Origin of the sequence: Marivita sp. S2033 (genome assembly GCF_046592965.1) — a bacterium.
Lineage (GTDB): Bacteria > Pseudomonadota > Alphaproteobacteria > Rhodobacterales > Rhodobacteraceae > Marivita.
On sequence record NZ_JBISBV010000004.1, the window covers coordinates 160,073 to 186,774 of the forward strand.

Here is a 26,702-nt window from a genome sequence, read left to right on the forward strand (position 1 = left end):
AGTCAGCCGGGCACAGCAAAAAAGACCCGGACACAAAATCAGGGATAGGCCATGACCACCGCTGTTGCCTCCGAGACCGAAGCCTCTGCCGCGCCCGATCACCCCGCGATCGAACTCAAAGGCATTTCCAAGGCCTTTGGTCCGGTACAGGCCAACAAGAACATCTCGATCAGCGTGCGCCCCGGCACGATTCACGGCATCATCGGCGAAAACGGCGCAGGCAAGTCGACGCTGATGTCGATCCTGTACGGGTTCTACAAAGCCGATAGCGGCGACATTTTCATCAACGGCAAAAAAACCGACATCCCCGACAGTCAGGCCGCCATCAAGGCCGGGATCGGCATGGTGTTCCAGCATTTCAAGCTGGTGCAGAACTTCACCGTTCTGGAAAACGTCATCCTCGGTGCCGAAGACGGCGCGTTGCTCCGCCCCTCGCTCAACAAGGCGCGCGGTGTGTTGAAGCAACTGGCCGAGGAATACGAGTTGAACGTCGATCCCGACGCCATCATCGAAAACCTGAGCGTCGGCCACCAGCAGCGGGTCGAAATCCTCAAGGCGCTCTACCGGCAGGCGGACATCCTGATCCTGGACGAACCCACCGGCGTGCTCACCCCCGCCGAGGCCGATCACCTGTTCCGCATCCTCGACAACCTGCGCGCCGAGGGCAAGACGATCATCCTCATCACCCACAAGCTGCGCGAGATCATGAACGCCACCGACACCGTGTCGGTGATGCGGCGTGGCGAGATGACGGCGACCGTCAAGACCTCGGAAACCAGCCCCGAACGGCTGGCCGAGATGATGGTGGGCCGCAAGGTGCTGATGCAGGTCGACAAATCTCCTGCGAAGCCCGGCGAACCGGTGCTCGAAATCGAAAACCTCCGCCGGACTGACGAAAAGGGCGTGGAACGGCTCAAGGGCATCTCGCTTGAGGTCCGCGCCGGTGAAATCCTTGGCATCGCCGGGGTCGCCGGGAACGGCCAATCCGATCTTCTCGAAGTGCTGGGCGGCTACGCCGACGCCACCGGCACAATCCGCGTCAACGGTCAGGATCTCGATCTGACGGGCGGCGCCTCTGACGGCCAGTCGCGGCGCGCGCGCGGCATCGCCCATGTGCCCGAAGACCGCCACCGCGAAGGGCTGATCATGGCGTTCACCGCGTGGGAAAATACGATTTTCGGCTATCACCGCGATCCGGCGCTTCAATCCGGACCGCTGATGAACAACGCCGCCATCAAGGCCGAGGCCGCCGCCAAGATGGAGCGGTTCGATGTGCGCCCGCCCAACCCCAAACTCGCGGCACGCAATTTTTCCGGCGGCAACCAGCAAAAGATCGTTCTGGCCCGCGAGATCGAACGCAATCCCGATATCCTGCTGATCGGCCAACCCACCCGCGGCGTCGATATCGGCGCGATCGAGTTCATCCATCAGCAAATCATCCGCCTGCGCGACGAAGGCAAGGCGATCCTGCTGGTCTCGGTCGAGCTTGACGAGATCTTTGCACTCTCGGACCGCATCGCGGTGATGTTCGATGGTCAGATCATGGGCGAACGCCTGCCCTCCGAAACGAACGAGAAGGAACTGGGCCTCTTGATGGCCGGGATCACCGACACCGACCACGCGCACGTTCCCGACTCGCCGATGGCGCTGTCGGACGGTGATTTGCAAAAGGCAGCGCATGACGAGGCGGAGACGCACGATCCCAGCCTTGCTGCCGAAACAGAGGCCCTTCCCAAAGCGGCGCAGCCCGCGCCGGCAGACGAGGCGGAAAGCGGCGACGCTGCAAACCCCCTGACGCCACCGGCCCGCTCGACCGACCCGACCCCGCCCACCGAGGAGACCGACAAGAATGGATAAGATGCCCGGCTGGGCCGATGCGGTCCTCGTCCCCCTGTTTTCGCTTTTGCTTGCTGCGATCCTGTCCGCAGTGGTGATCATCGGCATCGGCGAAGACCCGATTGCCGCCTTCAAATTGATGGTCGACGGCGCATTGATGCGATCGTCGGGATGGGGTTACACGCTCTATTACGCGACCAATTTCATCTTCACGGGCCTTGCCGTGGCCATCGCCTTTCACGCTCGCCTCTTCAATATCGGCGGCGAAGGTCAGGCAATGATCGGCGGCCTCGGCGTGGCGCTGTGCTGCCTCTATATCCCGTGGCCCAACTGGTACATCGCACTGATCGGTGCGACAGCGTCGGCGGCGATCTTCGGTGCGCTCTGGGCGCTGATCCCGGCCTATCTTCAGGCCAAACGCGGCAGCCATATCGTCATCACGACGATCATGTTCAACTTCATCGCCGCGGCCTTTCTGAACTATATCCTCGTGAACGTGCTCCGCCCCCAGGGCGCGATGGACCCTGCAACCGCACGCTTTCCCGAACCGACCCACCTGCCCACGTTTCAGGACATGTTCTCGACAGCGGCCGAACCCATGTTCCGCGGCTCGCCCGCCAACGTGTCCTTCTTCATCGCGGTGCTGGCCTGCCTTCTGGTCTGGGTGCTGATCTGGCGCACCCGGCTCGGCTATGAAATCCGCGCCTTTGGCGAATCCGAATCCGCCGCCAGATATGCGGGCATCAGCCCGGTCAAGATCACCGTCGTCACCATGCTGATCTCTGGCGGTCTGGCCGGCATGATGGCCATCAACACCACGATGGGAGAGGCCGAACGCCTTGTGATGAACGCCACCGAAGGGGCCGGATTCATCGGCATCGCGGTCGCGCTGATGGGCCGGTCCCATCCGCTTGGCGTGTTTCTGGCGGCGCTTCTGTTCGGCTTTCTCTACCAGGGCGGTGCGGAACTGGCACTTTGGACAAACATCCCGCGCGAACTGATCGTCGTGATCCAGTCGCTGGTGATTCTCTTTACCGGCGCGCTCGACAACATGGTGCGAATGCCGCTCGAAAAACTCTTTCTCGCCCGCCGGAGGAAAGCCTGATGGATTTCGCCACCCTTTTGCAGGTGCTCGACAGCACCGTGCGCCTTGCCACGCCGTTGCTACTGGCCTGTCTCGCCGGGCTCTATTCCGAACGCGCGGGCATCTTCGACATCGGGCTTGAGGGCAAGATGCTTGCCGCCGCCTTCTTCTCCGCCGCAATTGCGTCGATCACCGGCGATGTCTGGATCGGCCTTGCAGCAGGCATCGCCGCATCTCTTGCGCTCTCCATCGTGCACGGGCTGGCCTCCATCACCTTTCGCGGCAACCAGCTGATTTCCGGCGTGGCGATTAACTTCCTTGCGGCGGGTCTTACCGTTCTCATCGCACAGGACTGGTTCAGCCAAGGGGGCCGCACCCCGTCGCTCATCGGCGCAGGCCGGTTCGAGGCGATTATTCTGCCCGGCGCGAACGCCCTCTCGGGGATTCCCATCCTTGGCCCGATCTATGCCGAATTGATCTCCGGTCACTCGATCCTCGTCTATGTCGCCTTCGCGATGGTGCCGTTGACCTGGTGGGTTCTCTATCGCACCCGCTTCGGCCTGCGCCTCCGCGCCGTTGGCGAAGCCCCCGAAGCGGTCGACACGGCCGGCGTCTCGGTGATCGGTCTGCGCTATGTCGCGGTTGGCATCTGCGGCGTGCTGTGCGGCATTGCAGGCGCCTATCTCGCCACCGCGCTGCAAGCTGGCTTTGTGAAAGACATGACCGCCGGGCGCGGCTTCATCGCACTGGCCGCCCTGATATTCGCCAAGTGGCGTCCCTGGTACGCGCTTTACGCCTGCCTCTTGTTCGGCCTGCTGCAAGCGATCGCCCTGCGTTACCAGAACATCGACCTCGGTGCCTTCACCGTTCCGGTTCAGTTCATGGATGCGTTGCCCTACATTCTGACCGTGGTGATCCTTGCGGGTTTCGTCGGTAAGGCAATCCCGCCCCGCGCCGGGGGCGAGCCTTACGTGAAAGAGCGCTGATCCCGCGTCTTCTCTCCAAAAATACTCATTTCGGGGGCCAGTCGCCCCCGTCCTTTTCACCCGCCTGTCATCGGACCGCTTGAAACGGCCTGACAGTTGGGTTTATGGACAACCATGCAAATCTACCTCCCCATCGCCGAAGTGTCGGTCAATGCGTTCCTGCTCCTCGGTCTGGGCGGGATGGTCGGTATATTGTCCGGCATGTTCGGCGTCGGCGGCGGGTTTCTGATGACGCCGCTGTTGTTCTTTATCGGCATCCCCCCGGCCGTCGCCGTTGCCACCGAAGCCAACCAGATCGTCGCATCGTCGTTCTCTGGTGTGCTCGCGCATCTCAGGCGAAAGACGGTCGATCTCAAGATGGGCACGGTGCTGCTGATCGGCGGCCTTGTCGGTGCGGCACTGGGTGTGGCGCTGTTCAACTATCTCAAGAGCCTCGGTCAGGTCGATCTTCTGGTCAAGCTCTGCTACGTCGTCTTCCTTGGCATCATCGGCGGGCTGATGTTCGTCGAAAGCCTGAACGCGATCCGCAAGACCAAATCCGGCAAGCCGCCTGCGCGCAAGAAACACAACTGGATTCACGGCCTTCCCTTCAAGATGCGGTTTCGCACATCGGGACTTTATATCTCTGTGATCCCGCCGGTGATCGTCGGGGTTCTGGTGGGCATTCTGGCCGCGATCATGGGTGTCGGCGGCGGTTTCATCATGGTACCGGCGATGATCTACCTGCTGGGGATGCCGACCAAGGTTGTGGTCGGCACGTCGCTCTTCCAGATCATCTTCGTGACCGCGTTCACCACGCTGCTGCACGCCACGACCAACTATACCGTCGATATGGTGCTCGCGGTCCTGTTGCTGGTCGGAGGCGTGATCGGCGCCCAGGTCGGCACGGTGATCGGAGCCAAGCTTCAGGCCGAACAGTTGCGTATCCTGCTGGCGATGATGGTGCTGATCGTGTGCGGCAAACTGGCGCTGGACCTCCTGATCCAACCGTCCGAGCTGTTCTCGATCGGCGCGGCGGGGGATCACTGATGCGCTGGGTTCTTCTCTTGCTGACCCTGATGGCCGCACCGCTGTCCGCCGAAGAGGTTGTTCTTGGCCTCAGTCGCGAGCAGGTGTCGATCTCGACCAACTTCGACGGGTCCGAAATCATCCTCTATGGCGCGATCAAGCGCGAGGAACCGATCCCGACCGCAGAACCGTTGCAGGTCATCGTGACGGTCTCCGGTCCGCTCGTTCCGGTGACGGTCCGGCGAAAGGAACGGCGGTTCGGTATCTGGGTCAATGTCGATGCGGTCGATGTCGATGCCGCGCCCAGCTTTTATGCGGTGGCCACATCGGCCCCCTGGGACGAGGTCATCAGCGACACCGAAGACCTGCGCCAGACCATTTCCATCCCCCGGGCGATCCGCTCGGTCGGAGCACCGATGTCGGTCGAAAGACCACAGGTGTTCTCCGACGCGCTGGTCCGTATCCGCACCGCAAATGGTCTCTACGCGCTGGATGAAGGCGGTGTCGATCTGCGCGATTCAACGCTGTTCAATACCGAAATCGACATGCCGGCAAACCTGACCGAAGGTGACTACGCCATCCGCGTCTTTCTCACCCGCGGTGGCAGTGTGGTGTCCACCTATGAAACCAGCATCGACGTCAGCAAGGTCGGCATGGAGCGCTGGTTGTTCGAACTGTCGCGCGAACAGCCGCTGATGTACGGCCTGCTCTCGCTTGCGATCGCCATCGCCGCCGGCTGGGGCGCGTCCGCTGCATTCCGCATGTTGCGCTCGGGCTAAACCCTCTCCCGCAGACAGGCTTCTTTGGGCTCAAAATACCTCCGCCCGAGGCTCCGGCATCGGCCCCGCTCGCCGCGATCAGCCGTTTTCGTGGAAGAACCCGTAAATGCGCTCGGCCAGGGCTTCGCTCACCCCGTCCACCACCTTCAGGTCCGCAAGATTTGCGCGGCTGACCGCCTTGGCGGAGCCGAAATGCGCCAGCAACGCGCGCTTGCGTGCCGCACCGACGCCGGGCACCTCATCCAGCGGAGTCGCGCCGATGGCCTTTGAGCGTTTGGCGCGGTGGGTTCCGATTGCAAATCGGTGCGCCTCGTCGCGCAGGCGCTGCACGAAATAGAGCACCGGATCATTGTGCCGCAATGCAAACGGGCGCGTTCCGGAGCGGTGGAACTCCTCCTTGCCGGCATCGCGGTCAACACCCTTGGCAACCCCCACCATCGCCACATCTTCGACACCGTATTCCGCCATGATCTCGCGCACCGCAGACACCTGCCCGGCGCCCCCGTCGATCAACAACAGATCGGGCCACAGCCCTTTTTCGCGATCCGGGTCTTCCTTGAGCAACCGCTTGAACCGACGGGTCAGCACTTCTTTCATCATCCCGAAATCGTCGCCGGGGGTCAGATCATCGCCCTTGATGTTGAACTTGCGATATTGGTTATTCAAAAACCCGTCCGGCCCCGCGACGATCATCGCGCCGACGGCGTTGGTGCCCTGAATGTGGCTGTTGTCGTAGACCTCGACACGTTCCGGCGGCGCATCAAGCCCGAAGGCTTCGGCCAGACCGCGCAGCAGCTTGGCCTGCGTCGCCGTCTCGGCCATCCGACGCGCCAGCGATTCCCGCGCATTGCGCAGCGCGCCATCCACCAGCTCGGCCTTTTCACCGCGCTTTGGCACCACGATCTCGACCTTGCGGCCCAGCTTGTCCGACAGCGCCTGCGTCATCAGATCTTCGTTGTCGATCCCGTGCGACAGGATCAACTGCCGCGGCGGTTCCTTGGTGTCGTAGAACTGGCCAAGAAACGCCTCCAGCACCTCGGCTTCCTCCACATCCGGCCCGACGCGCGGGTAGAAGTCGCGATTGCCCCAATTCTGGTTGGCGCGGATAAAGAACACCTGCACGCAGGCTTGTCCCTTTTCCAGATGCAGCGCGATCACATCCGCCTCGGTCACGCCGCGCGGGTTGATGCCTTGCACCGTCTGCACCTGCGTCAGCGCGCGGATGCGGTCGCGCAGGGCGGCGGCACGTTCAAACTCCATCGCTTCCGACGCCTCGGCCATCTGCGCCGCCAGAGTCTCTTGCACATGGGTCGACTTGCCCGACAGAAACCGTTCCGCATCGCGCACGCTGGCGGCGTATTCCGCCTCGCTGATACGGCCGACACAGGGCGCGGAGCAACGCTTGATCTGGTGCAAGAGACAGGGCCGCGTGCGGCTTTCAAACATCGCGTCCGAGCAATTGCGCAGCAAAAATGCCTTCTGCAACTGGTTCAGCGTCCGGTTCACCGCGCCGGCGCTGGCAAAGGGGCCATAATACGCGCCCTTGTCCTTTTTCGCGCCGCGATGCTTGTGGATCATCGGAAAGGTGTGCTCGGTGACATGGATGTTGGGGAAGGACTTGTCGTCGCGCAAAAGCACGTTGTAGCGCGGCTTGAGTTGCTTGATCAGGTTCTGCTCAAGCAGCAGCGCCTCGGTCTCGGTGCGCGTCGTCAAAAACATCATCGACGCGGTTTCCGAGATCATCCGCGCGATGCGCCCTGAATGCCCTGTGGGGCGCGCATAGTTCGACACCCGCGCCCGCAGGTTGCGCGCCTTGCCGACATACAAAACCCGCGCCTGTGCATCCAGCATCCGGTAGACACCGGGGCTTGAATCCAGCGTCTTCAGATAGCTTTGGATACAGGCGTACCCTGTCGATTTTGCGTCTTCCGTGTCGGTCGTCATGTCGAGATCGCGATCATTCACTCAAGGGTCCGATTCTAGGAGGTTGGCTGCACAATGGCACCCCCCATTGCAACCGTTAAGGCATCCACGGTTTCTGTGGATAACTCTGCGGAGAACTTTCAGAGGTTGTGAAATTTCCATTGTATTTCGGGAGGTTCGTAAATTTGCCTCTTTTTTAGGCTCAAGCATAACCCATTGTTTTCAATGTTTATTTTTCTAGGCATCGAACAAGCCTATGAAAACATTAAGACTTTCGTAACGCTTTCGTAACGTCAACGTGAGCGGTGCAAAACTTGCACGACAGGTGCATCATTCCACGCCGACGATGTCGGGCGTTTGCCATGCCAGATGCTGGCCGCCATCGACGCACATCAGTTGGCCGGTGACAGCTTTGGCGTCAAGAAAGTAGCCCAACGCCGCGGTGATATCATCCGGATCGGCCCCCCGCTCCAGTATGGTTCCCGCCCGTTGGGCAGCGAAATGCGCCGGGCTTTGGCGCGCGCCGCGCAAGGTCGGCCCCGGCCCAATTGCATTGACCCGGCATTGGGGCGCCAACGCCTGCGCCGCCGTTTGGGTAAGCGTCCACAATCCCATCTTGGCAAGCGTGTAGGTCATGAACTCCGGCGTCAGCTTGCGCACCCGCTGGTCGATCATGTTGACGATGAGACCTGGTGCCTCGGGTTCGTCGCCCGCGTCGCGCTCCGGCTCTGGCAGTTGCGCAGCGAAACGTTGCGTAAGGACAAACGGCGCGCGCAGGTTGCTGTCGAAATGCCGGTCCCAGCTTTGGCGACTGGCGGATTGAAGATTGTCATACTCAAAGATCGAAGCGTTGTTCACCAGCACCGTCAGCGGCCCACCCAACCCGTCGACAGCACCTGCAATCACACCTTGTGTTTCGTCTTCATCCAGAAGATCGGCCTGAAGCGTACAGGCTTTTTGGCCCTTGGCGCGGATCAGGTCCGCCACCTCCGCCGCGCCCTCATCCGAGGACGCGTAATGCACCGCCACGTCATATCCACGTTCGCCCAGATAAAGCGCCATGGCGCGGCCAAGCCGCTTGCCTGCACCTGTGACCAACGCTTTGCTCATAAGATTGCCCTGCCCCTAGCTGATGACAATGGCAATGTAGCCCAGATAGAGCGCAGACAAGGCAATGCCCCACACCCGCGTCAGATCGCGCCCGAGAAAGACCAGCGGAATGATCACGAGCGATGCACCCAACATGACCCAGAGGTCGAATTCGAGGAACTGCGGTGCAACCGGAATTGGCGCGATCAGGGATGCGACCCCGATGATGGCCAGCAGATTGAACATGTTCGAGCCGATGACGTTGCCCAGCGCCACATCCGCCTGACGCCGCAGGGCCGCCATGACGGTGGTTGCAAGTTCCGGCAGGGAGGTGCCCAGCGCCACGAGGGTCAGGCCGATCACGGTGTCCGAGACACCGAAAATCGTCGCGATCTCGACCGAGCTGTCCACCAGTAAGTCGGCCCCAAGCGGCAATCCGACCAAACCAAGTGCCAGGAAAACGAGGATCTTCCACCACGGCATGTTGGGGTCCGCGCCTTCGGGTTCTTCCGTCTCCGCCTGCGCCTTGCCGTTGCGGCGATGGGACAGCGCATCGCGGATGGAATCGCCCAGAATGATCGCAAGCGCGACCAGCAGGACAATGCCGGCAAGCGGATCGAACACACCGCGAAACGCCAGCGCGATGAACAGCACCGATGAAACCAGCATGATGACATAGCTCTTGCGGGTATCGCACTGGCTGGTGTGCATCACCGCCAACAGTGCTGGAATGCCCAAGACCAGAAGGACATTGGCGGTGTTCGATCCCACAACGTTGCCCAGCGCGATGCCCGGCACATCGTTCATCGCCGCCTTGATCGAAATCAGCAACTCGGGCGCAGAGGTGCCGAAGGCCACGACCGTCAGGCTGACGATCAAAGCCGGGATACCCATGCGCAGGGCCAGGTTGACCGCGCCGCGCACAAGCGCGTCGCCCGCCAGCAGCAGGATCACCAGACCGACAACCACGCCGCCCCAAACCATCACCATATCAGCGCCCCTTTCCCGAGCAGGGACACGGGCCCTTGCCGATCCGGTAGCGGCCGCATTTGCGGCATTTGGCGCTGGCAAGGCGCTTTGCGCCGGGAATTCGCAATTTGCCGAACATGGCGAGGGCACCCATGAAGACGAGGAAAAGGAGAACGATTTTCAGAATCACGTTACAGCCCGAACCGCGCGAACTCGGCGCGCTCTTCGATGGCAGAAAGTGCATCGGATGTGAGTTTCGCACCGAAACGGCTCAGGAACGGACGGCGCTGCTCGTAGCGCCGGAACCGAACCTTGTCGCCAAAGCGGTCTTTCATCATCGGAACGAGATGGCCCACGTCATCGGCCAACCCGACATCGACCGCGTTCTGGCCGACCCAGATTTCGCCTGTGTAAAGGTCGGGGTTTTCCCCGAGCTTGGCGCCGCGGCTGGTTTTCACCTGCTGGATGAACGTTTCATGCAACTGACCCAGCAACCGGTTCAGCCGCGCGACATCCTCTTCGCTTTCGGGGCGGAACGGGTCGAGCATGGATTTCGACTTGCCCGCCGTATAGACGCGCCGTTCGATCCCCTGACGTTGCAGGAACACATGCGCGCCGAAGCCTGCCGAGACCACACCGATGGAACCGAGGATCGAACAGGCATCTGTATAGATTTCATCCGCCGCGCTGGCGATCCAGTAGCCGCCCGAGGCGGCGACGTCTTCGACGAAGGCATAGACCGGCACGTCGGTCTCCTGCGCCAGCCGCCGGATGCGCGCGCCGATGAGCGAACTTTGAACAGGCGACCCACCGGGCGAGTTGATCTCGAGCGCGACGGCAGCGGGCTTGCCCTTGCGAAACGCCTTCTCGAGCAGGCCGCGCAGGCTGGCATCGCTGAGCGTGCCACGGGTGGTCGCCGCGATGGTGCCCTGCATCCGCACGACGGAGACCACGGGACCGGATTTGACGAAAGGGATGAAACGCTTCATGCAGGGTCATCTAGAATGCGGGCGCGGAGCATACAAGGCGTAGGGGGAAATATGGCCCACCAGAGATAGGGCGCGCAGGCTGACCTATTGTTTCGCGCGCGAAACATTGGGGCCGAAGCGGACCTATTAAGGTTTTGTTAGGGTTTGGCCTTCGCATTCCGGTTTGACCCAGCGCGGCCAGACAGCGTGTCCGAAAACGCCCGGATCGGAGCTTGTGATCCTCGTCAAGGTCTGCGCCAAGCGGGTGTGCTATGCTTGGGTGGCAGAGAGGAGAACTCCAATGGAAGAACTGGTCAAACTCGGGAGAAACTTCGTCGAGGCGATGCGGGAGCGCAGAGGCATCGCGCATGTTGCGGAACTCTATGCCGAGAACGCGGAATCGGTTGAGGCGGTCATCCCGCCCGGCCGCGATGTGCGGATCGCCAAGGGCCGGGGTGCAATTGAAGCCAAACGCGAAGATTGGGCGGCTGCACACGAGATCCACAGGCTCGAAGCGGACGGACCCTACGTCCATCCGCCAAACCTGTTCGCCGTGCGGTTCGAGGTCGAGGTGACGCAGAAAGAAACCGGTCGCCGAATGACCATGCGCGAGATCGCGGTCTATACGGTCGAAGAAGGCAGCATTGTTCGCGAAGAATTCTTCATGATGCCGAAATAGGCAAGACATCCGGTAAACCGGAAAGGGATGTCTTTTGCCAGGATCGCCATCGTACCGACGCCACGAGGCTGCCGGAGGTCGGACTGGTTGCACCCTGCCACAAGGCTGGTTGCCAGATTGACGGATGTCGATCCAGAAGCCGAGGCGTCAGTAGAAACTCTGCGGGTCGATATCTATCGCCATGCGCAGATCGCCCTTGAGCTTGAACGGCGCAACCCATTCGGCCAGCGCCGGTTGCAAGGCGGTGCCTTTCGGTGCCTTGACCAACAGCCTGACCCGGTGGCGGCCCCGGACGCGTGCGATGGGCGCGGGCGCGGGGCCGAAAACCTGAGCACCGACGCGGCGCAGGGGTGCATCCTGACGCGCCAGCGCATTGCCGAGGTCGAACACGTCCTGCGCGTCGGTAGAGGACAGGATGATCCCGGCCAGGCGCCCGTAGGGCGGCACACCGGCGGCGCGACGTTCGCCGGCTTCCGCGGTCCAGAAATCCTGTTCATCGCCTGACAGGATTGCCCGGATCACCGGGTGTTCGGGCTGGTAGGTCTGCATCAACGCCTGCCCCGGTTTGTCGGCCCGCCCGGCCCGGCCTGCCACCTGCCGCATCAGCTGAAACGTGCGTTCGGCGGCCCGCAGGTCCGACCCTTGCAGGCCCAGATCGGCGTCGATCACGCCGACAAGCGTGAGCAATGGGAAATTGTGGCCCTTGGCGACAAGCTGCGTGCCGATGATGAGGTCGGCACCGCCGCTGGCAATGGTCTCGATCTCGGCCTTGAGCGCGCGGGCGGAGCCGAACATATCGGACGACAATACCGCCAATCGGGCATCGGGGAACAAGGCCTGCGCCTCTTCTGCCAAGCGTTCGACCCCGGGGCCAACGGCGGCGAGCTTGTCCTCGGCGGCGCATGACGGACAGGCAGAGGGCAACGGGACGGACTCGCCACACTGGTGGCAGATGAGGCGCTTCTGGAAGCGGTGTTCAACCATACGCGCGTCGCAATGGTCACAGCCGATCTGGTGGCCGCAGGCGCGACAGATCGTGACAGGGGCATAGCCACGGCGGTTGATGAAGAGAAGCGCCTGTTCGCCCGCCTCCATCCGTTTTTGCACGGCGCGTTGCAGTGTGGGGGAAATCCAGCTTGATCCCGGCAGATCCTCGGCACGCATGTCGATGGCGCGCATCTCTGGCATGATCGCTTCGCCAAAGCGCGATGTGAGTTCGAGTTTGCGATATTTGCCCGCGTCGGCATTGGCCCATGATTCCAAGCTGGGCGTCGCCGAGGCAAGGATCACTTGCGCGTCGCAGATCGACGCGCGCAGCACCGCCATGTCGCGGGCGTTGTAGAGCACGCCGTCTTCCTGCTTGTAGGATGTGTCGTGTTCTTCATCGACCACGATCAATCCCAGATCGCGGAACGGCAGGAACAGCGCGGAACGCGCCCCGACGACCAGTTGCGCACGTCCCAGCGCCGCCATTTTCCAGACGCGGCGCCGTTCTGTCACCGTGACGCCGGAGTGCCATTCCGCAGGCAGCGCGCCAAAGCGCGCCTCGACACGGGTGATGAATTCCGCTGTCAGGGCAATCTCCGGCAACAGGACCAGCGCCTGTCTGCCCTGCTTGAGGCATTCCGCGACCGCTTCGAGATAGACTTCGGTCTTGCCCGAACCTGTCACCCCCTTGAGCAGCGTTGTCGCGTAGCGCTTTGCGGCCACCGTTTCGCGCAGGATATCGGCGGCCGCGGTCTGGTCGTCGGTCAGTGCCTTGCCGCCATAGCCGGGATCGAGGCTTGGAAAGGCCGTGTCGCGCGGGCTGTCTTCCTCGCGCACCGCGCCCAGCTTGACGAGGCCTTTGACGACAGAGCTGGTCACCCCCGCCGCTTCGGCCAGTTCCTTGAGCGTCAGAGACAACCCACCCATATCGCGCAGCACGTGGAGCACCTTCTTGCGGGCGTCGGTCATGCGCTCGGGTGTGGTATCGTCCAGACGGTAGACCTTGCGCATCGAGGGCGGATCGCCAAGCCCCGGCGCGCGGGTGGCAAGGCGCAGCATGGCAGTCATCGGGGTCAGCGTGTAGGCACCGGCTTTTTCGAGAAAGCGCATCAGCTCATCGCGCATCGGCGGCGCATCGAGCACCCGGATGACCGAACGGACCTTGGCAAGATCCCAATCACCGCGCCCCGGCCCCCAGACCACGCCAAGCACCTTGCGTGGGCCAAGCGGCACTTCGACAAAGGCACCCAGATGGCAGCCGCCTTCGGGCGCGCGGTAATCCAGCACCCGGTCCAGTGGCTGGGTGGTCAACACGCCGATCAGCGCGCCGTGATCGAAATATCCTTGTGTCGGGGCCATGAGTTCGGGGTTCCAGTGGTGCTCGTCTTGGGGTAAAGCCCGTGACAGAAAAGGCCAACCCATCAAAGGACGGACCGCACATGAAATTCTTTGTCGATACCGCTGAAATCGAAGCTATTGCCGAACTCAACGATCTGGGCATGGTGGATGGTGTGACCACCAACCCGTCGCTGATCAAGAAATCGGGCCGCGACATTCTGGAGATCACCAAGGAGATTTGCGATCTGGTCGACGGTCCGGTCTCTGCCGAGGTGATCGCGCTGACCTCGGACGACATGATCGCCGAGGGCCGCAAGCTGGCCAAGATTGCCGACAATATCGCCGTCAAGGTGCCGCTTACATGGGACGGGCTGAAGGCGTGCAAGGTGCTGACGGACGAGGGCAAGATGGTCAACGTCACGCTGTGCTTTTCGGCCAATCAGGCGCTGCTCGCCGCCAAAGCGGGCGCGACATTCATCTCTCCGTTCATCGGGCGACTGGATGATCTCAACCTCGACGGGCTCGATCTGATTGCCGATATCCGCGAGATTTACGACAATTACGGCTATGAAACGCAGGTGCTTGCCGCCTCGATCCGCACCGCAAACCACATGAGCGATTGCGCCAAGATCGGCGCCGATGTGGCAACCGCGCCGCCTGCGGTGATCAAGGCGATGGCAAACCATATCCTCACCGACAAGGGCCTTGATCAATTCGTCAAGGATGCGGCGGACGCCAAGATCAAGATCGTCTGATCTGCCACAAATCCAGGTTGCCCGGGATGCGCCCTCAAAAAAAGGGGCGCATCTTTTGGTTCACCCTGCTACGGTCTTGCAAAATATAATAACGAGGATGGCATGAGCAGCCCCCGTATCGACGATGATTTGCGCGAAACGATCATGACGCGCCCCGATGTGATTCTCGAGGATCCCGACCTGATGCGCGCCCTGATCGCCGCCAACGAGCGGGCGATGGGGGGAAACATCGTGGATCTGCGCGGTATCGCGATGGACCGTCTCGAGGCGCGGCTCGACCGGCTGGAGGACACGCACCGCTCGGTGATTGCCGCCGCCTATGAGAACCTTGCCGGCACCAACCAGGTGCACCGCGCCATTCTGCGAATGCTCGATCCGGTCGAGTTTGAATCCTTCCTGCGGGAACTGGGCGGCGACGTTGCCGAAATCCTGCGCGTTGACGTGGTCAAGCTGGTGCTCGAGTCGGTGCAGAACGATGATGATCCCGCCATCAAGCGTCTCGGCGCGGTCCTGTCGGTCGCCGCACCGGGATTCATCGACATCTATCTGAACGGCGGGCGCAACGCGCCGGTGCGTCAGGTGACGCTGCGCCAGATCGAAACCGGCACGCGCGAGATATATGGCGACAAGGCCGACTGGATCCGCTCGGAGGCGTGCCTGAAACTCGATTTCGGAACCGGGCGCCTGCCCGGTCTGCTGGTACTGGGGGCTGAAGACCCGCACCAGTTCACGCCCCAGCAAGGCACCGATCTGCTGACCTTCCTCACCGGGGTGTTCGAGCGTCAGATGCGGCGCTGGTTGTCGTGACACTTGTGATCTCTCCGGCCGCGCGTGACGCGCTGGAGGGGTGGCTGGCATCGAGCCGTGCGCTGAAGGGTACGGCAGAGAACACCCTGACGGCCTATCGCGCCGATGTGGTGGATTTCGTGGCCTTCATGACCGGCTACAAAGGTGCGGCGCAGGGTTTGACACCGCTGTCGCAGATCACCGTCCCCGACATGCGGGCCTGGATGGCGCAAACGCGCAAGAACGGGTCGGGAGCGCGGTCGCTGGCGCGCAAGCTGTCGGCGGTCAAATCCTTCTATCGCTGGCTCGCTGAGCGCGAGGGCTTCGAGCCGACGGCGGTCTTGTCCACCCGCGCCCCGAAATTCGAGAAAAAGCTGCCGCGCCCGCTGAACGAGGACGCCGCGCGCGCGATGATCGACACGGTGGGGCAACAATCCCTGAAAGGCTGGGTCGGGGCGCGTGACATGGCCGTCATCACCCTCCTTTATGGCTGCGGTCTGCGCATCTCCGAAGCTCTAGGGCTGACAGGGCGCGATCTGCCATTGGGCGAGGCGATGCGAATCGTTGGCAAGGGCGGCAAGGAACGTGTCGTGCCGGTGCTGCCGATCGCGCGCACGGCCGTCCAAACCTATGTTTCGCTGTGCCCGTTCGACATGATGCCTGACGCCCCGGTGTTTCGCGGCGTGCGGGGCGGCGCGCTCAATGCGCGGCTGGTGCAGAAGGTGACCGAACAGGCGCGACTTCAACTCGGCCTGCCGGCCACCGCCACGCCACACGCGATGCGGCACAGTTTCGCGACACATCTGTTGTCCGCGGGCGGCGATCTTCGCGCGATCCAGGAATTGCTCGGCCATTCATCGCTGTCCACGACGCAGGCCTACACCTCGGTCGACACCGTGCACCTGATGAAGGTCTACGAGGCCTCCCACCCTAAGGCCGGCTGAGACACCACCGGAATCGCGCAGCCATCGGACCGGCTTCTTTGGGCCTGAAATACCTCGGGGGTCTGGGGGTGGAACCCCCAGCCTGTCGGACCCGGAGAGCGGCTTGGCCCTTTCACTCGTCGCTTTGCATTCGCGCATCGACAGCGTAGCCTGTCGCTCACGCCAACAGGGAGCCCACACCATGCAATTACTTCGCGCCGGACCCTCACCGTTTGTCCGCAAGGTGCTCGTCACCCTGCACGAGACCGGACAGTTCGACGATGTCGAGCAGGTCGATGTCGCCGCATCGCCGCTGGAGCCGGATTCGCGGTTGGTTGCGGCCAATCCCGTGGGCAAAATCCCGGCACTGATCCGGCCTGACGGGCCTGCGATCTATGACAGCCGGGTGATCTGCCGCTACCTGGACGCCCGCGCCGAGGGTGGGCTTTATCCGGACCGGCGGCTGTGGGATACCCTGACACTCGAAGCGACGGCGGACGGCATCATGGATGCGGCGGTGCTGATGGTGTACGAGATGCGCTTTCGCCCCGAGGACATGGTGTTCGCGCCCTGGATCGAGGGGCAGTGGTCCAAGGTGTCGCGCGCGCTCGATGCGTTGAATACCCGCTGGATGAGCCATCTGAACGGACGCGTCGACATGGGACATATCGCAATCGGTTGCGCCCTTGCCTATCTGGATTTCAGGCACGACGCGCGGTCGTGGCGAACGGGGCGCGATGCGCTGGCGTCCTGGTTCGAGGCGTTTTCCAAGCGTGACAGCATGGTGGCGACGGCGCCCTGAGCCAAGCCTTGCCTGTCCCGGCGTCGCGGTTTACCGACGCCTAACCTTTTGAGAGGACACTGCCGCAATGCGGATGACGGACACATTCATCAAGCCGATGCACCCCGAGGGGCGCAAGTTCGTGGCAATCTTTGCCGCGATCACGCTGGCGCTCTTTCTGGTGGAGGATTTTCTGGGCTGGATCGGCGTTGGACTGACGATCTGGTGCTATTACTTCTTCCGCGATCCCGAGCGGGTGGTGCCCGACGCCCCCGGCCTTGTCATCAGCCCGGCGGACGGGATCGTGTCGCTGATCGAACCGGCCACGCCGCCGCGCGAGCTGGGCTTGCCGGATGTGCCTTTGACGCGGGTGAGCGTGTTCATGTCGGTGTTCAACTGCCATGTGAACCGCGCGCCGGTGGCGGGCCGTGTTGAGAAAATCGCCTATCGCCCCGGCAAGTTCTTCAACGCCTCGCTCGACAAGGCGAGCGAGGATAACGAGCGCAATTCGATGATCATTCGCATGGACGATGGGCGCGATCTGACAGTTGTGCAGATCGCCGGATTGGTGGCACGCCGCATCCTCAGCTTCACCCAAGAAGGCGCGGTTCTGGATCGCGGCGAGCGGTTCGGACTGATCCGTTTCGGCTCGCGGCTGGATATTTACCTACCCGAGGGGGTGGAACCCTCGGTCAAGATCGGTCAGACGATGGTCGCCGGTGAAACGGTCATTGCGGATCTTTCATCATGAGTTCCAATCGCGATGTCGCCAAGCTCTCGCTGATCCAGTTGTTGCCGAACATGCTGACGGTGACGGCGATTTGTGCCGGTTTGACGGCGATCCGCTTCGGACTTCAGGGCAATTACGAACTTGCGGTGCAATTGATCCTGCTGGCGGCCATTCTCGACGGGCTGGACGGGCGGCTTGCCCGTGCTTTGGGCAGCGACAGCAAGATGGGTGCGGAGCTGGATTCGCTTGCCGATTTCCTGAATTTCGGCGTTGCGCCCGGCATGTTGCTGTATGTCTGGGCGCTTGACGACACGCGCTCGCTCGGCTGGCTTGCCGTGCTGGTCTATGCGGTGTGCGCCGTCACCCGGCTGGCGCGCTTCAACGTGGCGCGCAAAACCGATGGCGAGTCGGCGGAGAACGCGTATTTCATGGGGATTCCATCGCCCGCAGGCGCGATATTGGTGATGCTGCCGATGTATGTGTCCTTCGCGATGGATCGCGAGCCCATCCTGCCGGATGCGCTTTTGTCGATCTATATCGCCGGGATCGGGCTTTTGATGATCGGGCGCTTTCCGGTCTGGTCGTTCAAGACGACGCAGATCAGCCAGCGGCGGGTCAAGATGTTCCTCGTCGGCTTTGCCGCCATCGGTGCGGCGATTGCCATTTACACATGGGTCGCACTGGCGATCCTGAGCGTCATCTACATCGCGGCGGTGGTGTGGATGTTGCCCGGTTCACGCCGGGCAATGGCCAAGGACAGAAAACCGCCCGCCGATGGCTGATATCAGAACTTCAGCGTCAAACCGACGTTGAGCGCATTGGTCTTGATATCGGTCCCCAGCGAACCGCCCTCCGGCAGATCGACGTCGTTGCTGGAATAGGTGAACTGGTATTCGCCAAACACCGCGAACCGGTCGTTCAGATCGTAGCTGACGCCAGCCGTCACCCGCGCCGCGGGGCCGGTGAGCTGGAATTCATAGGTATCAAGGCCGGTTGTCGTGTCGATATCCACATGCGGTACCGCTACGCCGACACCCCCACCGACATAGGGTGTGATCTTGCCCTCGGCCCAAAGGCCTGGCCAGCGTTGATAGGCGTTGACCGTCACGATGTTCAGCCCGTCGGTGAACTCCAGATCGGAAAAGCCGATATCGGCTTTTTCATCGTCGGGCGCATAGACCTTGGTGTGGGTGAATTCGAGACCGAACCCCAACCGTTCATTTTTCCACCAGGTGCCGCGCACGCCGTAATAGGGGGGCATCTCGAATGAACGCCCTTCCCAGCCGATGAGCTTGTCGAACTCCGCGCCGGTGCCCGGATAGTCACCCTTGACCCGGCTGTGCGGTGCGGTTTGCCAACCCGAATAGATCGACAGTTCCATCTCTGCCAGAGCGGGTGTTGCAAGACCGCCAAGAGCCAGAATACCTGAGAGAATCGTTTTTTTCATCCGCGGTCGTCCAATTTCGTGTTGGTAGCCATCATATCCGGCTTCGGACCGGCGTGCCCGGTGTTTTTGCCGCGACACATCGGCGCTTATCTCCTACCTAGTTCGTCATAAGGTGGACGGCTAGGGGGGAGACCGCTAAATAGCGCCTCGGAGAGCCTCGTGATTTGAGGCCTGAACCGTATTGTGGCCGCCTATTTGGCGATGAATGGAGAAAACCTCGTGTCCAACGCAGAACATCACGAAGGCACCCGGAGGGACTTCCTGTATTATGCAACCGCCGGAGCCGGCGCTGTTGCGACCGGTGCCGCCGTCTGGCCTTTGGTCAATCAGATGAACCCTTCAGCCGACGTTCTCGCTCTGTCCTCGATTCGCGTGGACGTGTCGGGTGTGTCCGAAGGCACTCAACTTACCGTAAAATGGCTTGGCAAGCCGGTGTTCATCCGCCGTCGCACCGAAATCGAGATCGAGACTGCACGCGATGTCGATGTAGCGGACCTGCCAGACAAGATCGCGCGGAACGCCAATCTTGATGGCGCCGCAGCAGCGACCGACGCCAACCGCGCGTTTGACGAAAGTGGTGAATGGATCGTCCAGATCGGCGTGTGCACGCATCTGGGCTGTGTTCCTATCGTCGGGGCAGGCGACTACTCTGTCGAGGGCGGCATCGGCGGCTGGTTCTGCCCGTGCCACGGTTCGCATTACGACACCGCAGGCCGTATCCGAAAAGGTCCGGCGCCGGAGAACCTCCACATTCCGCCGGCCGAATGGGTCGACGATACAACAATCCTGCTGGGATAAGGAGACGCGCGCATGTCTGGAATTCCCCACGATCATTATGAACCGAAAACGGGCATTGAAAAATGGGTGCACACGCGGTTGCCGGTTGTCGGCCTGCTGTATGACACCCTGATGATCCCGACTCCAAAGAACCTGAACTGGATGTGGATCTGGGGCATCGTCCTGGCCTTCTGCCTGGTTCTGCAAATCGCAACCGGCATCGTGCTGGCGATGCATTATACACCGCATGTCGATATGGCCTTTGCCAGCGTCGAGCATATCATGCGCAACGTGAACGGCGGCGCGATGCTGCGCTACCTGCACATGAACGGTGCGTCCCTGTTCTTCTTTGCCGTCTACGCGCACATCCTGCGTGGTCTGTATTACGGCTCCTACAAGGCGCCGCGGGAAATCACCTGGATCATCGGCATGCTGATCTATCTTGCCATGATGGCGACCGCGTTCATGGGCTATGTTCTGCCCTGGGGGCAGATGTCGTTCTGGGGTGCAACCGTGATCACCGGCCTGTTCGGAGCCATCCCGCTTGTCGGCGAGTCGATCCAGACCTGGCTTCTGGGCGGACCGGCTGTGGACAACGCCACGCTGAACCGCTTCTTCTCACTGCACTACCTGCTGCCTTTTGTCATTGCCGCTTTGGTAATCGTCCACATCTGGGCCTTCCACAGCACCGGCAACAACAACCCGACGGGCGTTGAAGTGCGCCGGACCTCGAAGGCAGATGCCGAGAAGGACACGTTGCCGTTCTGGCCCTATTTCGTGATCAAGGACTTGTTCGCCCTGGCGGTGATCCTTGCGGTGTTCTTCGCGGTTGTCGGCTTCATGCCGAACTTCCTTGGCCACCCTGACAACTACGTCGAAGCGAACCCGCTGGTGACACCTGCGCATATCGTGCCGGAATGGTACTTCCTGCCCTTCTACGCCATCCTGCGTGCGTTTGACTCCGAAGTCTGGGTCGTGATCGCGGCAAGCTGGATCACCGGGGGCATCATCGACGCCAAGTTCTTTGGCGTGCTGGCGATGTTCGGCGCGATCATCGTCATGGCGCTGGTGCCGTGGCTCGACACGTCGTCGGTCCGCTCGGGGCGGTATCGCCCGATGTTCAAGTGGTGGTTCTGGGTCTTTGTCGTCAACTTCGTCGTTCTGACCTGGGTCGGCGCAATGCCAGCCGAAGGCATCTATCCCTACATCGCCCTGCTCGGTGCGACCTACTGGTTCGCCTATTTCCTCGTGATCCTGCCGCTGCTCGGCGTGCTCGAAAAGCCGCAGCCGCAGCCGGATACCATCGAAGAGGATTTCAAAGCGCACTATGGCAAGTCCTCGACCAAAGAGGGCGCTCCTGCAGCGACCCCGGCCGAGTAAGAAAGGACATGCGACCAATGTTTAAGAAACTTGCCCTTGCGGCCACACTGGCTCTGACCTCTGTTTCCGGCGCGTATGCCGCCGGAGATGAAGGTCATGTCGTGAACTATGACTTCTCGTTCGAAGGCCCGTTCGGAACCTACGATCAGGCGCAGCTGCAACGCGGGTTGCAGGTCTATACGCAGGTCTGCAAATCGTGCCACGGCCTGCAATACGTTCCGTTGCGCACCTTGCACGACGACGGCGGTGTCGGGTTCAGCGAAGATCAGGTTCGGGCCTATGCCGAACAGAACTACGAAGTGTTCGATGCGGAGCTTGATGATTATCGTCCGGCAAAACCGGTCGATCACTTCCCGGCCAATACCGGCGCTGGGGCACCCGACCTGAGCGTGATTGCCAAGGGACGTGCCGGTTTCCACGGACCGTACGGTCTGGGCATCAACCAGTTCTTCAAAGGTATGGGCGGGGCGGAATATCTGGCCTCCCTGCTCGCGGGTTATACCGGCGAGGAAAAGGAAGAGGCCGGCGCATTCCTCTACGAGAACACTGCCTTCCCCGGCGGCTGGATTTCCATGGCTCCGCCGCTTTACGGCGATGATGTGGAATATTCCGACGGAACAGAAGCCACCATCGAGCAGGAGGCCCAAGACGTGGCCGCGTTCCTGATGTGGGCGGCAGAGCCAAAGATGATGGCGCGCAAGCAGGCCGGGTTTGTCGGGGTGATCTTCCTCACGATCCTGTCGGTGCTGCTGTATCTCACCAACAAGCGCATCTGGGCTCCGATCAAGGCCCGCGCGAAGGACTAAGCCTTGATGTTCTGAAATTGGAAAAGCCCCGCGCACCACGCGGGGCTTTTTTGTTGCAGGCGTGCTATCGGTGTTGCTGCCCCAGGTAGGCGCGCAATCCGTCCGGCGGGTTGTCCAGCAGGGCTTGCGTCGGTTGCGGCGCAGCGACAGACCCGTCTTCGACAACGATCGTCAACTCGGAAAAACGGCGCGCGTCATCAGGGTCATGGGTTACCAGCAGAACGGTCAGCGCCTCGGCCTGCGCCACCTCTTTCACCAGATCCAGCATTTCCACCTTCAGCGCCGGGCCAAGAGCGGCAAACGGTTCGTCCAGCAACAAGACCGGCCGGCCCTGCACCAGCACCCGCGCCAGCGCCGCGCGGCTCTGCTGTCCGCCCGACATCTCGGACAGCCGGCGCGGCGCAAAGCCCGCAAGACCGACGCGCTCCAGCACTGCCTCGATCCGCTTTGCATCAACGGGCCTCAGCGTCCCGGTGCGCGGATTGAGGGCAAGAGCCATGTTCCGTTCAATGGTCAGATGCGGAAACAGATTGCTGTCCTGAAACAACACGCTGACCGGGCGCGCGGCTGGGGTCAGCCCGGTGATCGGCACACCTTGCCAAAGCACCCTGCCCGATTGCACGCCCCGAAATCCGGCGATGACATCGAGCAAGGTCGATTTGCCCGATCCCGAAGGTCCGATGACGGCCACGCGCGCGCCCGCTGCTATGTGCAGGTCCGCAGTCAGCGTGAAAGATCCGGCCTGCGCCGTTACGGTTTCAAGATGCAGACCCAACGCGCCCTCCCCGGTCGAACAACCAGAACAAGCCAAGGCTCAACAGCAGCAGCAGCAGCGCCGCCCCGGCAGCTTGGTCCATACGGTACGACCCCATCAACTGATACACCTTGAGCGGCAGGGTCGCACGATCGGGATCGGCGAAAAGTGCAATCACGCCCAGATCCCCCATCGACAGTGCAGCGGTCAACCCGGCGGCAAAGCCCAAGGGGCGCTTGAGTCGCGGTAGCAGGACCCACCGCAGCCATGCCCAGCCTGACAATCCCAAAGCGCCTCTCAAGCGCGCATAGTCGATCCGGATGATCTCGGCCTCGGGTCGCAGGATGCGCAACACGAATGGCAGGCTGACAAACGCGTTCACCGTTGCGGTGACGTAGAGCGCAACCTCAAACGGATTGATGAAGGGCCGCACGATCAGGAACAGGCCGATGCCGAGGACAAGTGGCGACAACGCGATACCCGACAGGCCAAGCCATTCGCCCCAACGGGTCGACAAGGGAAGCGCCCAAAGCAGGCACAGCGCGGTCGATCCCAGCGCCACCAGCACCGAATGGCCCGCCGATTGCCAGACCGAGGCGCTGAGCGTCGTGATGCCAGCAACGCCGTTCAGAGCCACCATTGCCAGAGGCGTGAGCAGGAACAGCGATGCCAGCGCGATCCACACCATGTCCGCGATCCGCGCGCCGATGGCTTGACCGTCCCAGCGCGGCACGGCGCGATCCAGACCGCGCGCCGCCACCGGAACCGCTGCCACGCGCAGCGCGACCAGTCCTGCGGCGAGGGCAATCACCAGTTGCAACAGGCCCAACGCCGCCGCCCGCGCAAGGTCGAAGTCGAACCGCACCGACTGATAGATCGCCAGTTCCAGAGTGGTGGCACGCGGTCCGCCACCCAGCGTCAACGCAACTGCAAAGGACGACAGGCAGATGACGAAGATCACCGCAAAGGCCCCCGGCACGATCCGTCGCAGAAGTGGCCACTCGATCGCCCGCCACATCGCCCAGCGGCCAAGGCCGAGCATCGCGGCCAGGCGAAAATGCTCGTTTGGTACGGCGAGCCAGGCTTGCAGGATCAGACGCGTGGCCAGCGGCAGGTTGAAAAAGACATGCGCCAACACAACCCCATGCAGGCCGTAAATGTCCATGCGCGGCACACCCAACGGGCCAAGCGTACGGTTCAAAAGCCCAGACTGACCGAACACAGCCAGCAACCCGAGAACGGCCACAATCACCGGCAAAATGAAGGGTGCGCCCATCAGGGCCACCAATACCCCCCGCCCCCGAAACCGCCGCCGCGCCAGTGCCCGCGCCACCGGGACGGCGACCAAAACGCTCAACGCCGCCGACACCAGCGCTTGCATCAGGGTGAAGCGCAGTGCTTGCCAATCGGCAGGGCCGAACCCCGAAAACGTCTCGGCGCGCCATAGCACAGCCATGACCGGACCAATGACAAGCCCGGCCACGCTGAGGCCGGCGATCAGCGAGAGAGCGCGCGCCGCCATTCCTCAACCGTTTCATCCCGCAACGCCGCGGCCTCGTCCTCGTTGTAAAACAACACTGTCTCGGGCAAGGCCAATTCCTTGAACCCGTCTGGCCAATCGCTGTGGTCGAGTTTGGCCGGGAACGACCAGTTGCCTGTTGCGATCATGCTTTGAAATTCCGGCGACAGCTGGAATTCAAGAAATTGATCGGCCAGTTCCGGCACATCGGTGCCGGCAACCTTGGCCGACAGTTCCACCATGAAATAATGACCTTCGGGAAAGATCGCCGCTTTCTTGCTGCGATCGTCTTCGGCGATGATGTGATAGGCGGGTGACGTTGTATAGCTGAGCACCATATCGGCCTCACCATCGGTGAACAGTCCGTAGCTTTCGGACCAGCCCTTGGTGACGGTCAGGATCTTCGGCGCGAGCTTTTCCCAAACCTCCTCGGCTCGGTCCCCGTAAATCGCCTTGACCCACAGCACCAGGGCCAACCCGGAAATCGACGTGCGCGGATCCTGAATCACGATCTTGAAATCGTCAGGAGCATCAAGCAACGCGTCGAAACTCTCCGGCACATCGGTGATCCGCTTTTCATCATAGACAAATGCGGTGTGGCCGTAATTATACGGAAGAAAAACCTCATCCGTCCAAGTGACCGGCAAGGTCAGCGACGACGTGTCTTGCCCGTGCGGCGCAAACAGCCCGCTTGCGCGCGCCTTTTTTGTAACGTCGGTGTTGAGACCGAACACGATATCGGCGTCCGTGCGTTTTCCTTCCAGCAGAATACGCGGCAGCAGGTCGCCGGGTTTGAATTGTAGATCGCACGCGCATTGCGCCTCGAACATCTCTTCGATCCGCGGGCCCGGACCCCACTCGGAAACGACGTAATCGCCTGCATAGACTGTCAGAACGGGTGTTTCTTGCGCCGCGACCAGCGTGGCCGTTGCAAGAAGTCCCGTGGCAAATAAAGGGGCCGTTTTCATGGCATCCTCCTGTTTTGCGACGCGAGGGCAAGACAGGATCAGATCCGGACCTTCCCTCCGCCGGTGTTAACCGGTTCAGGTTCAACGGGTTCGCGTTCGCATCTCAGCCAGCACACTGGCACCCCGAGGTACGACAAGAGGTAGCGTTCAAGCCGCGGAGCTTCAAGCACAAACCGGATCAGGCTTCTTTGGGCCGGAAATACCTCGGGGAGCGCGAGGGGCTGGCCCCTCGCTCCTGTCGGATCGGCAGCGCCAATCGGAAACTGCTTGAGCGACACGGGTTGCTGGCCTAGGACACGGTCCAAGCAAGGAGACGCCGCATGAGCCTCAACAGTTTCGGACATCTTTTCCGCGTCACCACATGGGGCGAAAGCCACGGTCCCGCCTTGGGCGCCACTGTCGATGGCTGCCCGCCGGGTGTGCCGATCAATGCGGCGATGATCCAGTACTGGCTCGACCGTCGCAAACCGGGGCAGAACAAATACACCACCCAGCGGCGCGAGGCCGACGAGGTGAAAATCCTGTCGGGTGTCTTCGAAGGTCAGACCACCGGAACCCCGGTGCAGTTGATGATCGAAAACACCGACCAGCGGTCGAAAGACTATTCCGACATCATGGAGAAATTCCGCCCCGGCCACGCGGATATCACCTATTGGCAGAAATACGGCATCCGCGACTATCGCGGTGGCGGGCGGTCCTCGGCGCGCGAAACCGCCGCTCGGGTCGCCGCGGGCGGGCTGGCGCGCGAGGCGATCAAGGCGCTTGTGCCCGACCTGCGGATCACCGGATACATGGTCCAGATGGGCCCCCATGCAATCGACCGGTCGCGGCTTGATCTGGACGAGATCGAGAACAATCCGTTCTGGGTGCCTGACGCCCAAGCTGCGGCGGATTGGGCCGATTACCTCGACGGGTTGCGCAAATCGGGCGAGAGCGTCGGCGCGATTGTCGAGCTAGTGGCCCAGGGGGTTCCCGCAGGGCTGGGCGCGCCGATCTATGGCAAGATCGACACCGACCTTGCTGCGGCCATGATGAGCATCAACGCGGTCAAAGGCGTCGAAATCGGCGAAGGAATGGCCTCGGCAACGCTGACCGGGACGACAAACGCGGATGAGATCTTCATGGGGCCCAACGGTCCGGTCTATAGCTCGAACCATGCCGGCGGCGTGCTTGGCGGCATCTCGACCGGACAGGACCTCGTGGTCCGTTTCGCGGTCAAACCGACATCGTCCATCCTGAGCACCCGCCGAACGATCACAAAGTCCGGCGAGGAGACCGAAATCATCACCAAAGGCCGGCATGACCCGTGCGTCGGCATCCGTGCCGTCCCGGTGGGCGAAGCGATGATGGCCTGCGTGATACTGGACCATCTGCTTCTGCATCGCGGCCAAATCGGCCAGAACAGGGGTACGATTGGCTGACAGGCGGGA

General features: G+C 61.9%; 25 protein-coding genes and 1 riboswitch. Of the genes, 16 read left to right on the forward strand and 9 right to left on the reverse strand.

Going from position 1 to position 26,702, the window contains the following annotated elements:
- Positions 1 to 51: 51 nt before the first annotated feature.
- The 5 genes from ACGKZZ_RS09525 (at position 52) to ACGKZZ_RS09545 (ending at position 5,693) form a co-directional block, all read left to right on the forward strand.
- Entirely contained in the window at positions 52 to 1,857 is a 1,806-nt protein-coding gene (locus tag ACGKZZ_RS09525; protein ID WP_411223313.1) for an ABC transporter ATP-binding protein, read from the forward strand.
- The gene (locus ACGKZZ_RS09530; protein ID WP_411223314.1) at positions 1,850 to 2,941 is read left to right on the forward strand and encodes an ABC transporter permease; all 1,092 of its coding nucleotides are present in this window, start codon (positions 1,850 to 1,852) and stop codon (positions 2,939 to 2,941) included. Before ACGKZZ_RS09525 ends, ACGKZZ_RS09530 begins: the two co-directional genes overlap by 8 nt.
- Positions 2,941 to 3,906 carry an ABC transporter permease gene (locus ACGKZZ_RS09535; RefSeq protein WP_411223315.1) on the forward strand — a complete coding sequence of 322 codons (966 nt, stop codon included), beginning with the start codon at positions 2,941 to 2,943 and terminating at the stop codon, positions 3,904 to 3,906. The genes ACGKZZ_RS09530 and ACGKZZ_RS09535 overlap by 1 nt, the downstream gene beginning before the upstream one ends.
- A 114-nt stretch (positions 3,907 to 4,020) precedes the next feature.
- The gene (locus tag ACGKZZ_RS09540; protein WP_411223316.1) at positions 4,021 to 4,935 is read left to right on the forward strand and encodes a sulfite exporter TauE/SafE family protein; all 915 of its coding nucleotides are present in this window, start codon (positions 4,021 to 4,023) and stop codon (positions 4,933 to 4,935) included.
- Positions 4,935 to 5,693: a TIGR02186 family protein gene (locus tag ACGKZZ_RS09545; RefSeq protein ID WP_411223317.1), complete on the forward strand. Its 759-nt coding sequence runs from the start codon at positions 4,935 to 4,937 to the stop codon at positions 5,691 to 5,693. Before ACGKZZ_RS09540 ends, ACGKZZ_RS09545 begins: the two co-directional genes overlap by 1 nt.
- 78 nt (positions 5,694 to 5,771) lie before the next feature.
- On the opposite strand, the gene uvrC is transcribed toward ACGKZZ_RS09545, so the two are convergent.
- The 4 genes from uvrC to ACGKZZ_RS09565 all read right to left on the reverse strand — a co-directional run bounded on the left by uvrC (position 5,772) and on the right by ACGKZZ_RS09565 (position 10,663).
- Complete coding sequence (uvrC, locus tag ACGKZZ_RS09550) at positions 5,772 to 7,637, reverse strand: excinuclease ABC subunit UvrC (RefSeq protein WP_411223427.1); 1,866 nt, start codon at positions 7,635 to 7,637, stop codon at positions 5,772 to 5,774.
- 309 nt (positions 7,638 to 7,946) lie between these two features.
- The gene (locus ACGKZZ_RS09555; protein ID WP_411223318.1) at positions 7,947 to 8,726 is read right to left on the reverse strand and encodes an SDR family oxidoreductase; all 780 of its coding nucleotides are present in this window, start codon (positions 8,724 to 8,726) and stop codon (positions 7,947 to 7,949) included.
- 15 nt (positions 8,727 to 8,741) lie between these two features.
- Positions 8,742 to 9,689, reverse strand: a complete 948-nt coding sequence (locus ACGKZZ_RS09560) for a calcium/sodium antiporter (protein WP_411223428.1) — start codon at positions 9,687 to 9,689, stop codon at positions 8,742 to 8,744.
- Between the two features lie 176 nt (positions 9,690 to 9,865).
- Entirely contained in the window at positions 9,866 to 10,663 is a 798-nt protein-coding gene (locus ACGKZZ_RS09565; protein ID WP_411223319.1) for a S49 family peptidase, read from the reverse strand.
- 280 nt (positions 10,664 to 10,943) lie between these two features.
- Between ACGKZZ_RS09565 and ACGKZZ_RS09570 the strand changes: the two genes are divergently transcribed.
- Positions 10,944 to 11,321: a SnoaL-like domain-containing protein gene (locus ACGKZZ_RS09570; protein ID WP_411223320.1), complete on the forward strand. Its 378-nt coding sequence runs from the start codon at positions 10,944 to 10,946 to the stop codon at positions 11,319 to 11,321.
- 147 nt (positions 11,322 to 11,468) lie between these two features.
- Here the strand turns inward: ACGKZZ_RS09570 and ACGKZZ_RS09575 are convergent, their stop codons facing one another.
- Positions 11,469 to 13,667: a primosomal protein N' gene (locus ACGKZZ_RS09575; protein WP_411223321.1), complete on the reverse strand. Its 2,199-nt coding sequence runs from the start codon at positions 13,665 to 13,667 to the stop codon at positions 11,469 to 11,471.
- Between the two features lie 80 nt (positions 13,668 to 13,747).
- On the opposite strand from ACGKZZ_RS09575, the gene fsa reads away from it, so the two are divergent.
- The 6 genes from fsa to pssA all read left to right on the forward strand — a co-directional run bounded on the left by fsa (position 13,748) and on the right by pssA (position 18,403).
- The gene (gene fsa, locus ACGKZZ_RS09580) at positions 13,748 to 14,401 is read left to right on the forward strand and encodes a fructose-6-phosphate aldolase (RefSeq protein ID WP_411223322.1); all 654 of its coding nucleotides are present in this window, start codon (positions 13,748 to 13,750) and stop codon (positions 14,399 to 14,401) included.
- A gap of 102 nt (positions 14,402 to 14,503) precedes the next feature.
- The gene (locus ACGKZZ_RS09585; RefSeq protein WP_411223323.1) at positions 14,504 to 15,208 is read left to right on the forward strand and encodes a DUF484 family protein; all 705 of its coding nucleotides are present in this window, start codon (positions 14,504 to 14,506) and stop codon (positions 15,206 to 15,208) included.
- The gene (locus tag ACGKZZ_RS09590) at positions 15,205 to 16,131 is read left to right on the forward strand and encodes a tyrosine recombinase XerC (RefSeq protein WP_411223324.1); all 927 of its coding nucleotides are present in this window, start codon (positions 15,205 to 15,207) and stop codon (positions 16,129 to 16,131) included. The genes ACGKZZ_RS09585 and ACGKZZ_RS09590 overlap by 4 nt, the downstream gene beginning before the upstream one ends.
- A gap of 181 nt (positions 16,132 to 16,312) precedes the next feature.
- Entirely contained in the window at positions 16,313 to 16,912 is a 600-nt protein-coding gene (locus ACGKZZ_RS09595) for a glutathione S-transferase (RefSeq protein ID WP_411223325.1), read from the forward strand.
- Positions 16,913 to 16,979: 67 nt separating this feature from the next.
- Positions 16,980 to 17,642 carry a phosphatidylserine decarboxylase gene (locus ACGKZZ_RS09600; protein ID WP_411223326.1) on the forward strand — a complete coding sequence of 221 codons (663 nt, stop codon included), beginning with the start codon at positions 16,980 to 16,982 and terminating at the stop codon, positions 17,640 to 17,642.
- The gene (gene pssA / locus ACGKZZ_RS09605) at positions 17,639 to 18,403 is read left to right on the forward strand and encodes a CDP-diacylglycerol--serine O-phosphatidyltransferase (RefSeq protein WP_411223327.1); all 765 of its coding nucleotides are present in this window, start codon (positions 17,639 to 17,641) and stop codon (positions 18,401 to 18,403) included. Before ACGKZZ_RS09600 ends, pssA begins: the two co-directional genes overlap by 4 nt.
- Positions 18,404 to 18,405: 2 nt before the next feature.
- Here pssA and ACGKZZ_RS09610 read toward each other — a convergent pair whose 3' ends face one another.
- Positions 18,406 to 19,068 carry an outer membrane protein gene (locus ACGKZZ_RS09610; protein ID WP_411223328.1) on the reverse strand — a complete coding sequence of 221 codons (663 nt, stop codon included), beginning with the start codon at positions 19,066 to 19,068 and terminating at the stop codon, positions 18,406 to 18,408.
- Between the two features lie 219 nt (positions 19,069 to 19,287).
- Here ACGKZZ_RS09610 and petA point away from each other — a divergent pair, with 219 nt between their 5' ends.
- From petA to ACGKZZ_RS09625, 3 genes are read left to right on the forward strand one after another with little or no spacing between them, the layout of a single operon-like run.
- Positions 19,288 to 19,866 (forward strand): ubiquinol-cytochrome c reductase iron-sulfur subunit, encoded by a 579-nt coding sequence (gene petA / locus ACGKZZ_RS09615; protein WP_411223329.1) that lies wholly within the window; start codon positions 19,288 to 19,290, stop codon positions 19,864 to 19,866.
- Positions 19,867 to 19,878: 12 nt separating this feature from the next.
- Positions 19,879 to 21,225, forward strand: coding sequence for a cytochrome b (gene petB / locus ACGKZZ_RS09620; RefSeq protein ID WP_411223330.1), 1,347 nt, complete (start codon positions 19,879 to 19,881; stop codon positions 21,223 to 21,225).
- Between the two features lie 17 nt (positions 21,226 to 21,242).
- Positions 21,243 to 22,031 carry a cytochrome c1 gene (locus tag ACGKZZ_RS09625; RefSeq protein WP_411223331.1) on the forward strand — a complete coding sequence of 263 codons (789 nt, stop codon included), beginning with the start codon at positions 21,243 to 21,245 and terminating at the stop codon, positions 22,029 to 22,031.
- Between the two features lie 64 nt (positions 22,032 to 22,095).
- Here ACGKZZ_RS09625 and ACGKZZ_RS09630 read toward each other — a convergent pair whose 3' ends face one another.
- Genes ACGKZZ_RS09630 through ACGKZZ_RS09640 form a run of 3 tightly spaced genes read right to left on the reverse strand, consistent with a single transcriptional unit; the run spans position 22,096 to position 25,272 of the window.
- Positions 22,096 to 22,806 carry an ATP-binding cassette domain-containing protein gene (locus ACGKZZ_RS09630; protein ID WP_411223332.1) on the reverse strand — a complete coding sequence of 237 codons (711 nt, stop codon included), beginning with the start codon at positions 22,804 to 22,806 and terminating at the stop codon, positions 22,096 to 22,098.
- Entirely contained in the window at positions 22,790 to 24,307 is a 1,518-nt protein-coding gene (locus ACGKZZ_RS09635; protein WP_411223333.1) for a thiamine/thiamine pyrophosphate ABC transporter permease ThiP, read from the reverse strand. The genes ACGKZZ_RS09630 and ACGKZZ_RS09635 overlap by 17 nt, the downstream gene beginning before the upstream one ends.
- On the reverse strand, positions 24,283 to 25,272 hold the full coding sequence (locus ACGKZZ_RS09640; protein ID WP_411223334.1) for a thiamine ABC transporter substrate binding subunit: 990 nt from the start codon (positions 25,270 to 25,272) through the stop codon (positions 24,283 to 24,285). The genes ACGKZZ_RS09635 and ACGKZZ_RS09640 overlap by 25 nt, the downstream gene beginning before the upstream one ends.
- A 35-nt stretch (positions 25,273 to 25,307) precedes the next feature.
- A riboswitch (TPP riboswitch) is annotated at positions 25,308 to 25,408 on the reverse strand.
- Between the two features lie 184 nt (positions 25,409 to 25,592).
- Between ACGKZZ_RS09640 and aroC the strand changes: the two genes are divergently transcribed.
- Complete coding sequence (gene aroC, locus ACGKZZ_RS09645; RefSeq protein ID WP_411223335.1) at positions 25,593 to 26,693, forward strand: chorismate synthase; 1,101 nt, start codon at positions 25,593 to 25,595, stop codon at positions 26,691 to 26,693.
- The last annotated feature ends 9 nt before the right edge of the window (positions 26,694 to 26,702 follow it).

Coding starts and splice junctions, on each gene's coding strand:
- ACGKZZ_RS09565 (WP_411223319.1), bottom strand. CDS start 10,663: ATGAAGCGTTTCATCCCTTTCGTCAAATCCGGTCCCGTGGTCTCCGTC.
- ACGKZZ_RS09625 (WP_411223331.1), top strand. CDS start 21,243: ATGTTTAAGAAACTTGCCCTTGCGGCCACACTGGCTCTGACCTCTGTT.
- aroC (WP_411223335.1), top strand. CDS start 25,593: ATGAGCCTCAACAGTTTCGGACATCTTTTCCGCGTCACCACATGGGGC.
- pssA (WP_411223327.1), top strand. CDS start 17,639: ATGAGTTCCAATCGCGATGTCGCCAAGCTCTCGCTGATCCAGTTGTTG.
- ACGKZZ_RS09525 (WP_411223313.1), top strand. CDS start 52: ATGACCACCGCTGTTGCCTCCGAGACCGAAGCCTCTGCCGCGCCCGAT.
- ACGKZZ_RS09600 (WP_411223326.1), top strand. CDS start 16,980: ATGCGGATGACGGACACATTCATCAAGCCGATGCACCCCGAGGGGCGC.
- ACGKZZ_RS09540 (WP_411223316.1), top strand. CDS start 4,021: ATGCAAATCTACCTCCCCATCGCCGAAGTGTCGGTCAATGCGTTCCTG.
- ACGKZZ_RS09610 (WP_411223328.1), bottom strand. CDS start 19,068: ATGAAAAAAACGATTCTCTCAGGTATTCTGGCTCTTGGCGGTCTTGCA.
- ACGKZZ_RS09555 (WP_411223318.1), bottom strand. CDS start 8,726: ATGAGCAAAGCGTTGGTCACAGGTGCAGGCAAGCGGCTTGGCCGCGCC.
- ACGKZZ_RS09585 (WP_411223323.1), top strand. CDS start 14,504: ATGAGCAGCCCCCGTATCGACGATGATTTGCGCGAAACGATCATGACG.
- ACGKZZ_RS09570 (WP_411223320.1), top strand. CDS start 10,944: ATGGAAGAACTGGTCAAACTCGGGAGAAACTTCGTCGAGGCGATGCGG.
- ACGKZZ_RS09560 (WP_411223428.1), bottom strand. CDS start 9,689: ATGGTTTGGGGCGGCGTGGTTGTCGGTCTGGTGATCCTGCTGCTGGCG.
- uvrC (WP_411223427.1), bottom strand. CDS start 7,637: ATGACGACCGACACGGAAGACGCAAAATCGACAGGGTACGCCTGTATC.
- ACGKZZ_RS09535 (WP_411223315.1), top strand. CDS start 2,941: ATGGATTTCGCCACCCTTTTGCAGGTGCTCGACAGCACCGTGCGCCTT.
- ACGKZZ_RS09640 (WP_411223334.1), bottom strand. CDS start 25,272: ATGAAAACGGCCCCTTTATTTGCCACGGGACTTCTTGCAACGGCCACG.
- ACGKZZ_RS09635 (WP_411223333.1), bottom strand. CDS start 24,307: ATGGCGGCGCGCGCTCTCTCGCTGATCGCCGGCCTCAGCGTGGCCGGG.
- ACGKZZ_RS09575 (WP_411223321.1), bottom strand. CDS start 13,667: ATGGCCCCGACACAAGGATATTTCGATCACGGCGCGCTGATCGGCGTG.
- petB (WP_411223330.1), top strand. CDS start 19,879: ATGTCTGGAATTCCCCACGATCATTATGAACCGAAAACGGGCATTGAA.
- ACGKZZ_RS09530 (WP_411223314.1), top strand. CDS start 1,850: ATGGATAAGATGCCCGGCTGGGCCGATGCGGTCCTCGTCCCCCTGTTT.
- ACGKZZ_RS09595 (WP_411223325.1), top strand. CDS start 16,313: ATGCAATTACTTCGCGCCGGACCCTCACCGTTTGTCCGCAAGGTGCTC.
- fsa (WP_411223322.1), top strand. CDS start 13,748: ATGAAATTCTTTGTCGATACCGCTGAAATCGAAGCTATTGCCGAACTC.
- ACGKZZ_RS09545 (WP_411223317.1), top strand. CDS start 4,935: ATGCGCTGGGTTCTTCTCTTGCTGACCCTGATGGCCGCACCGCTGTCC.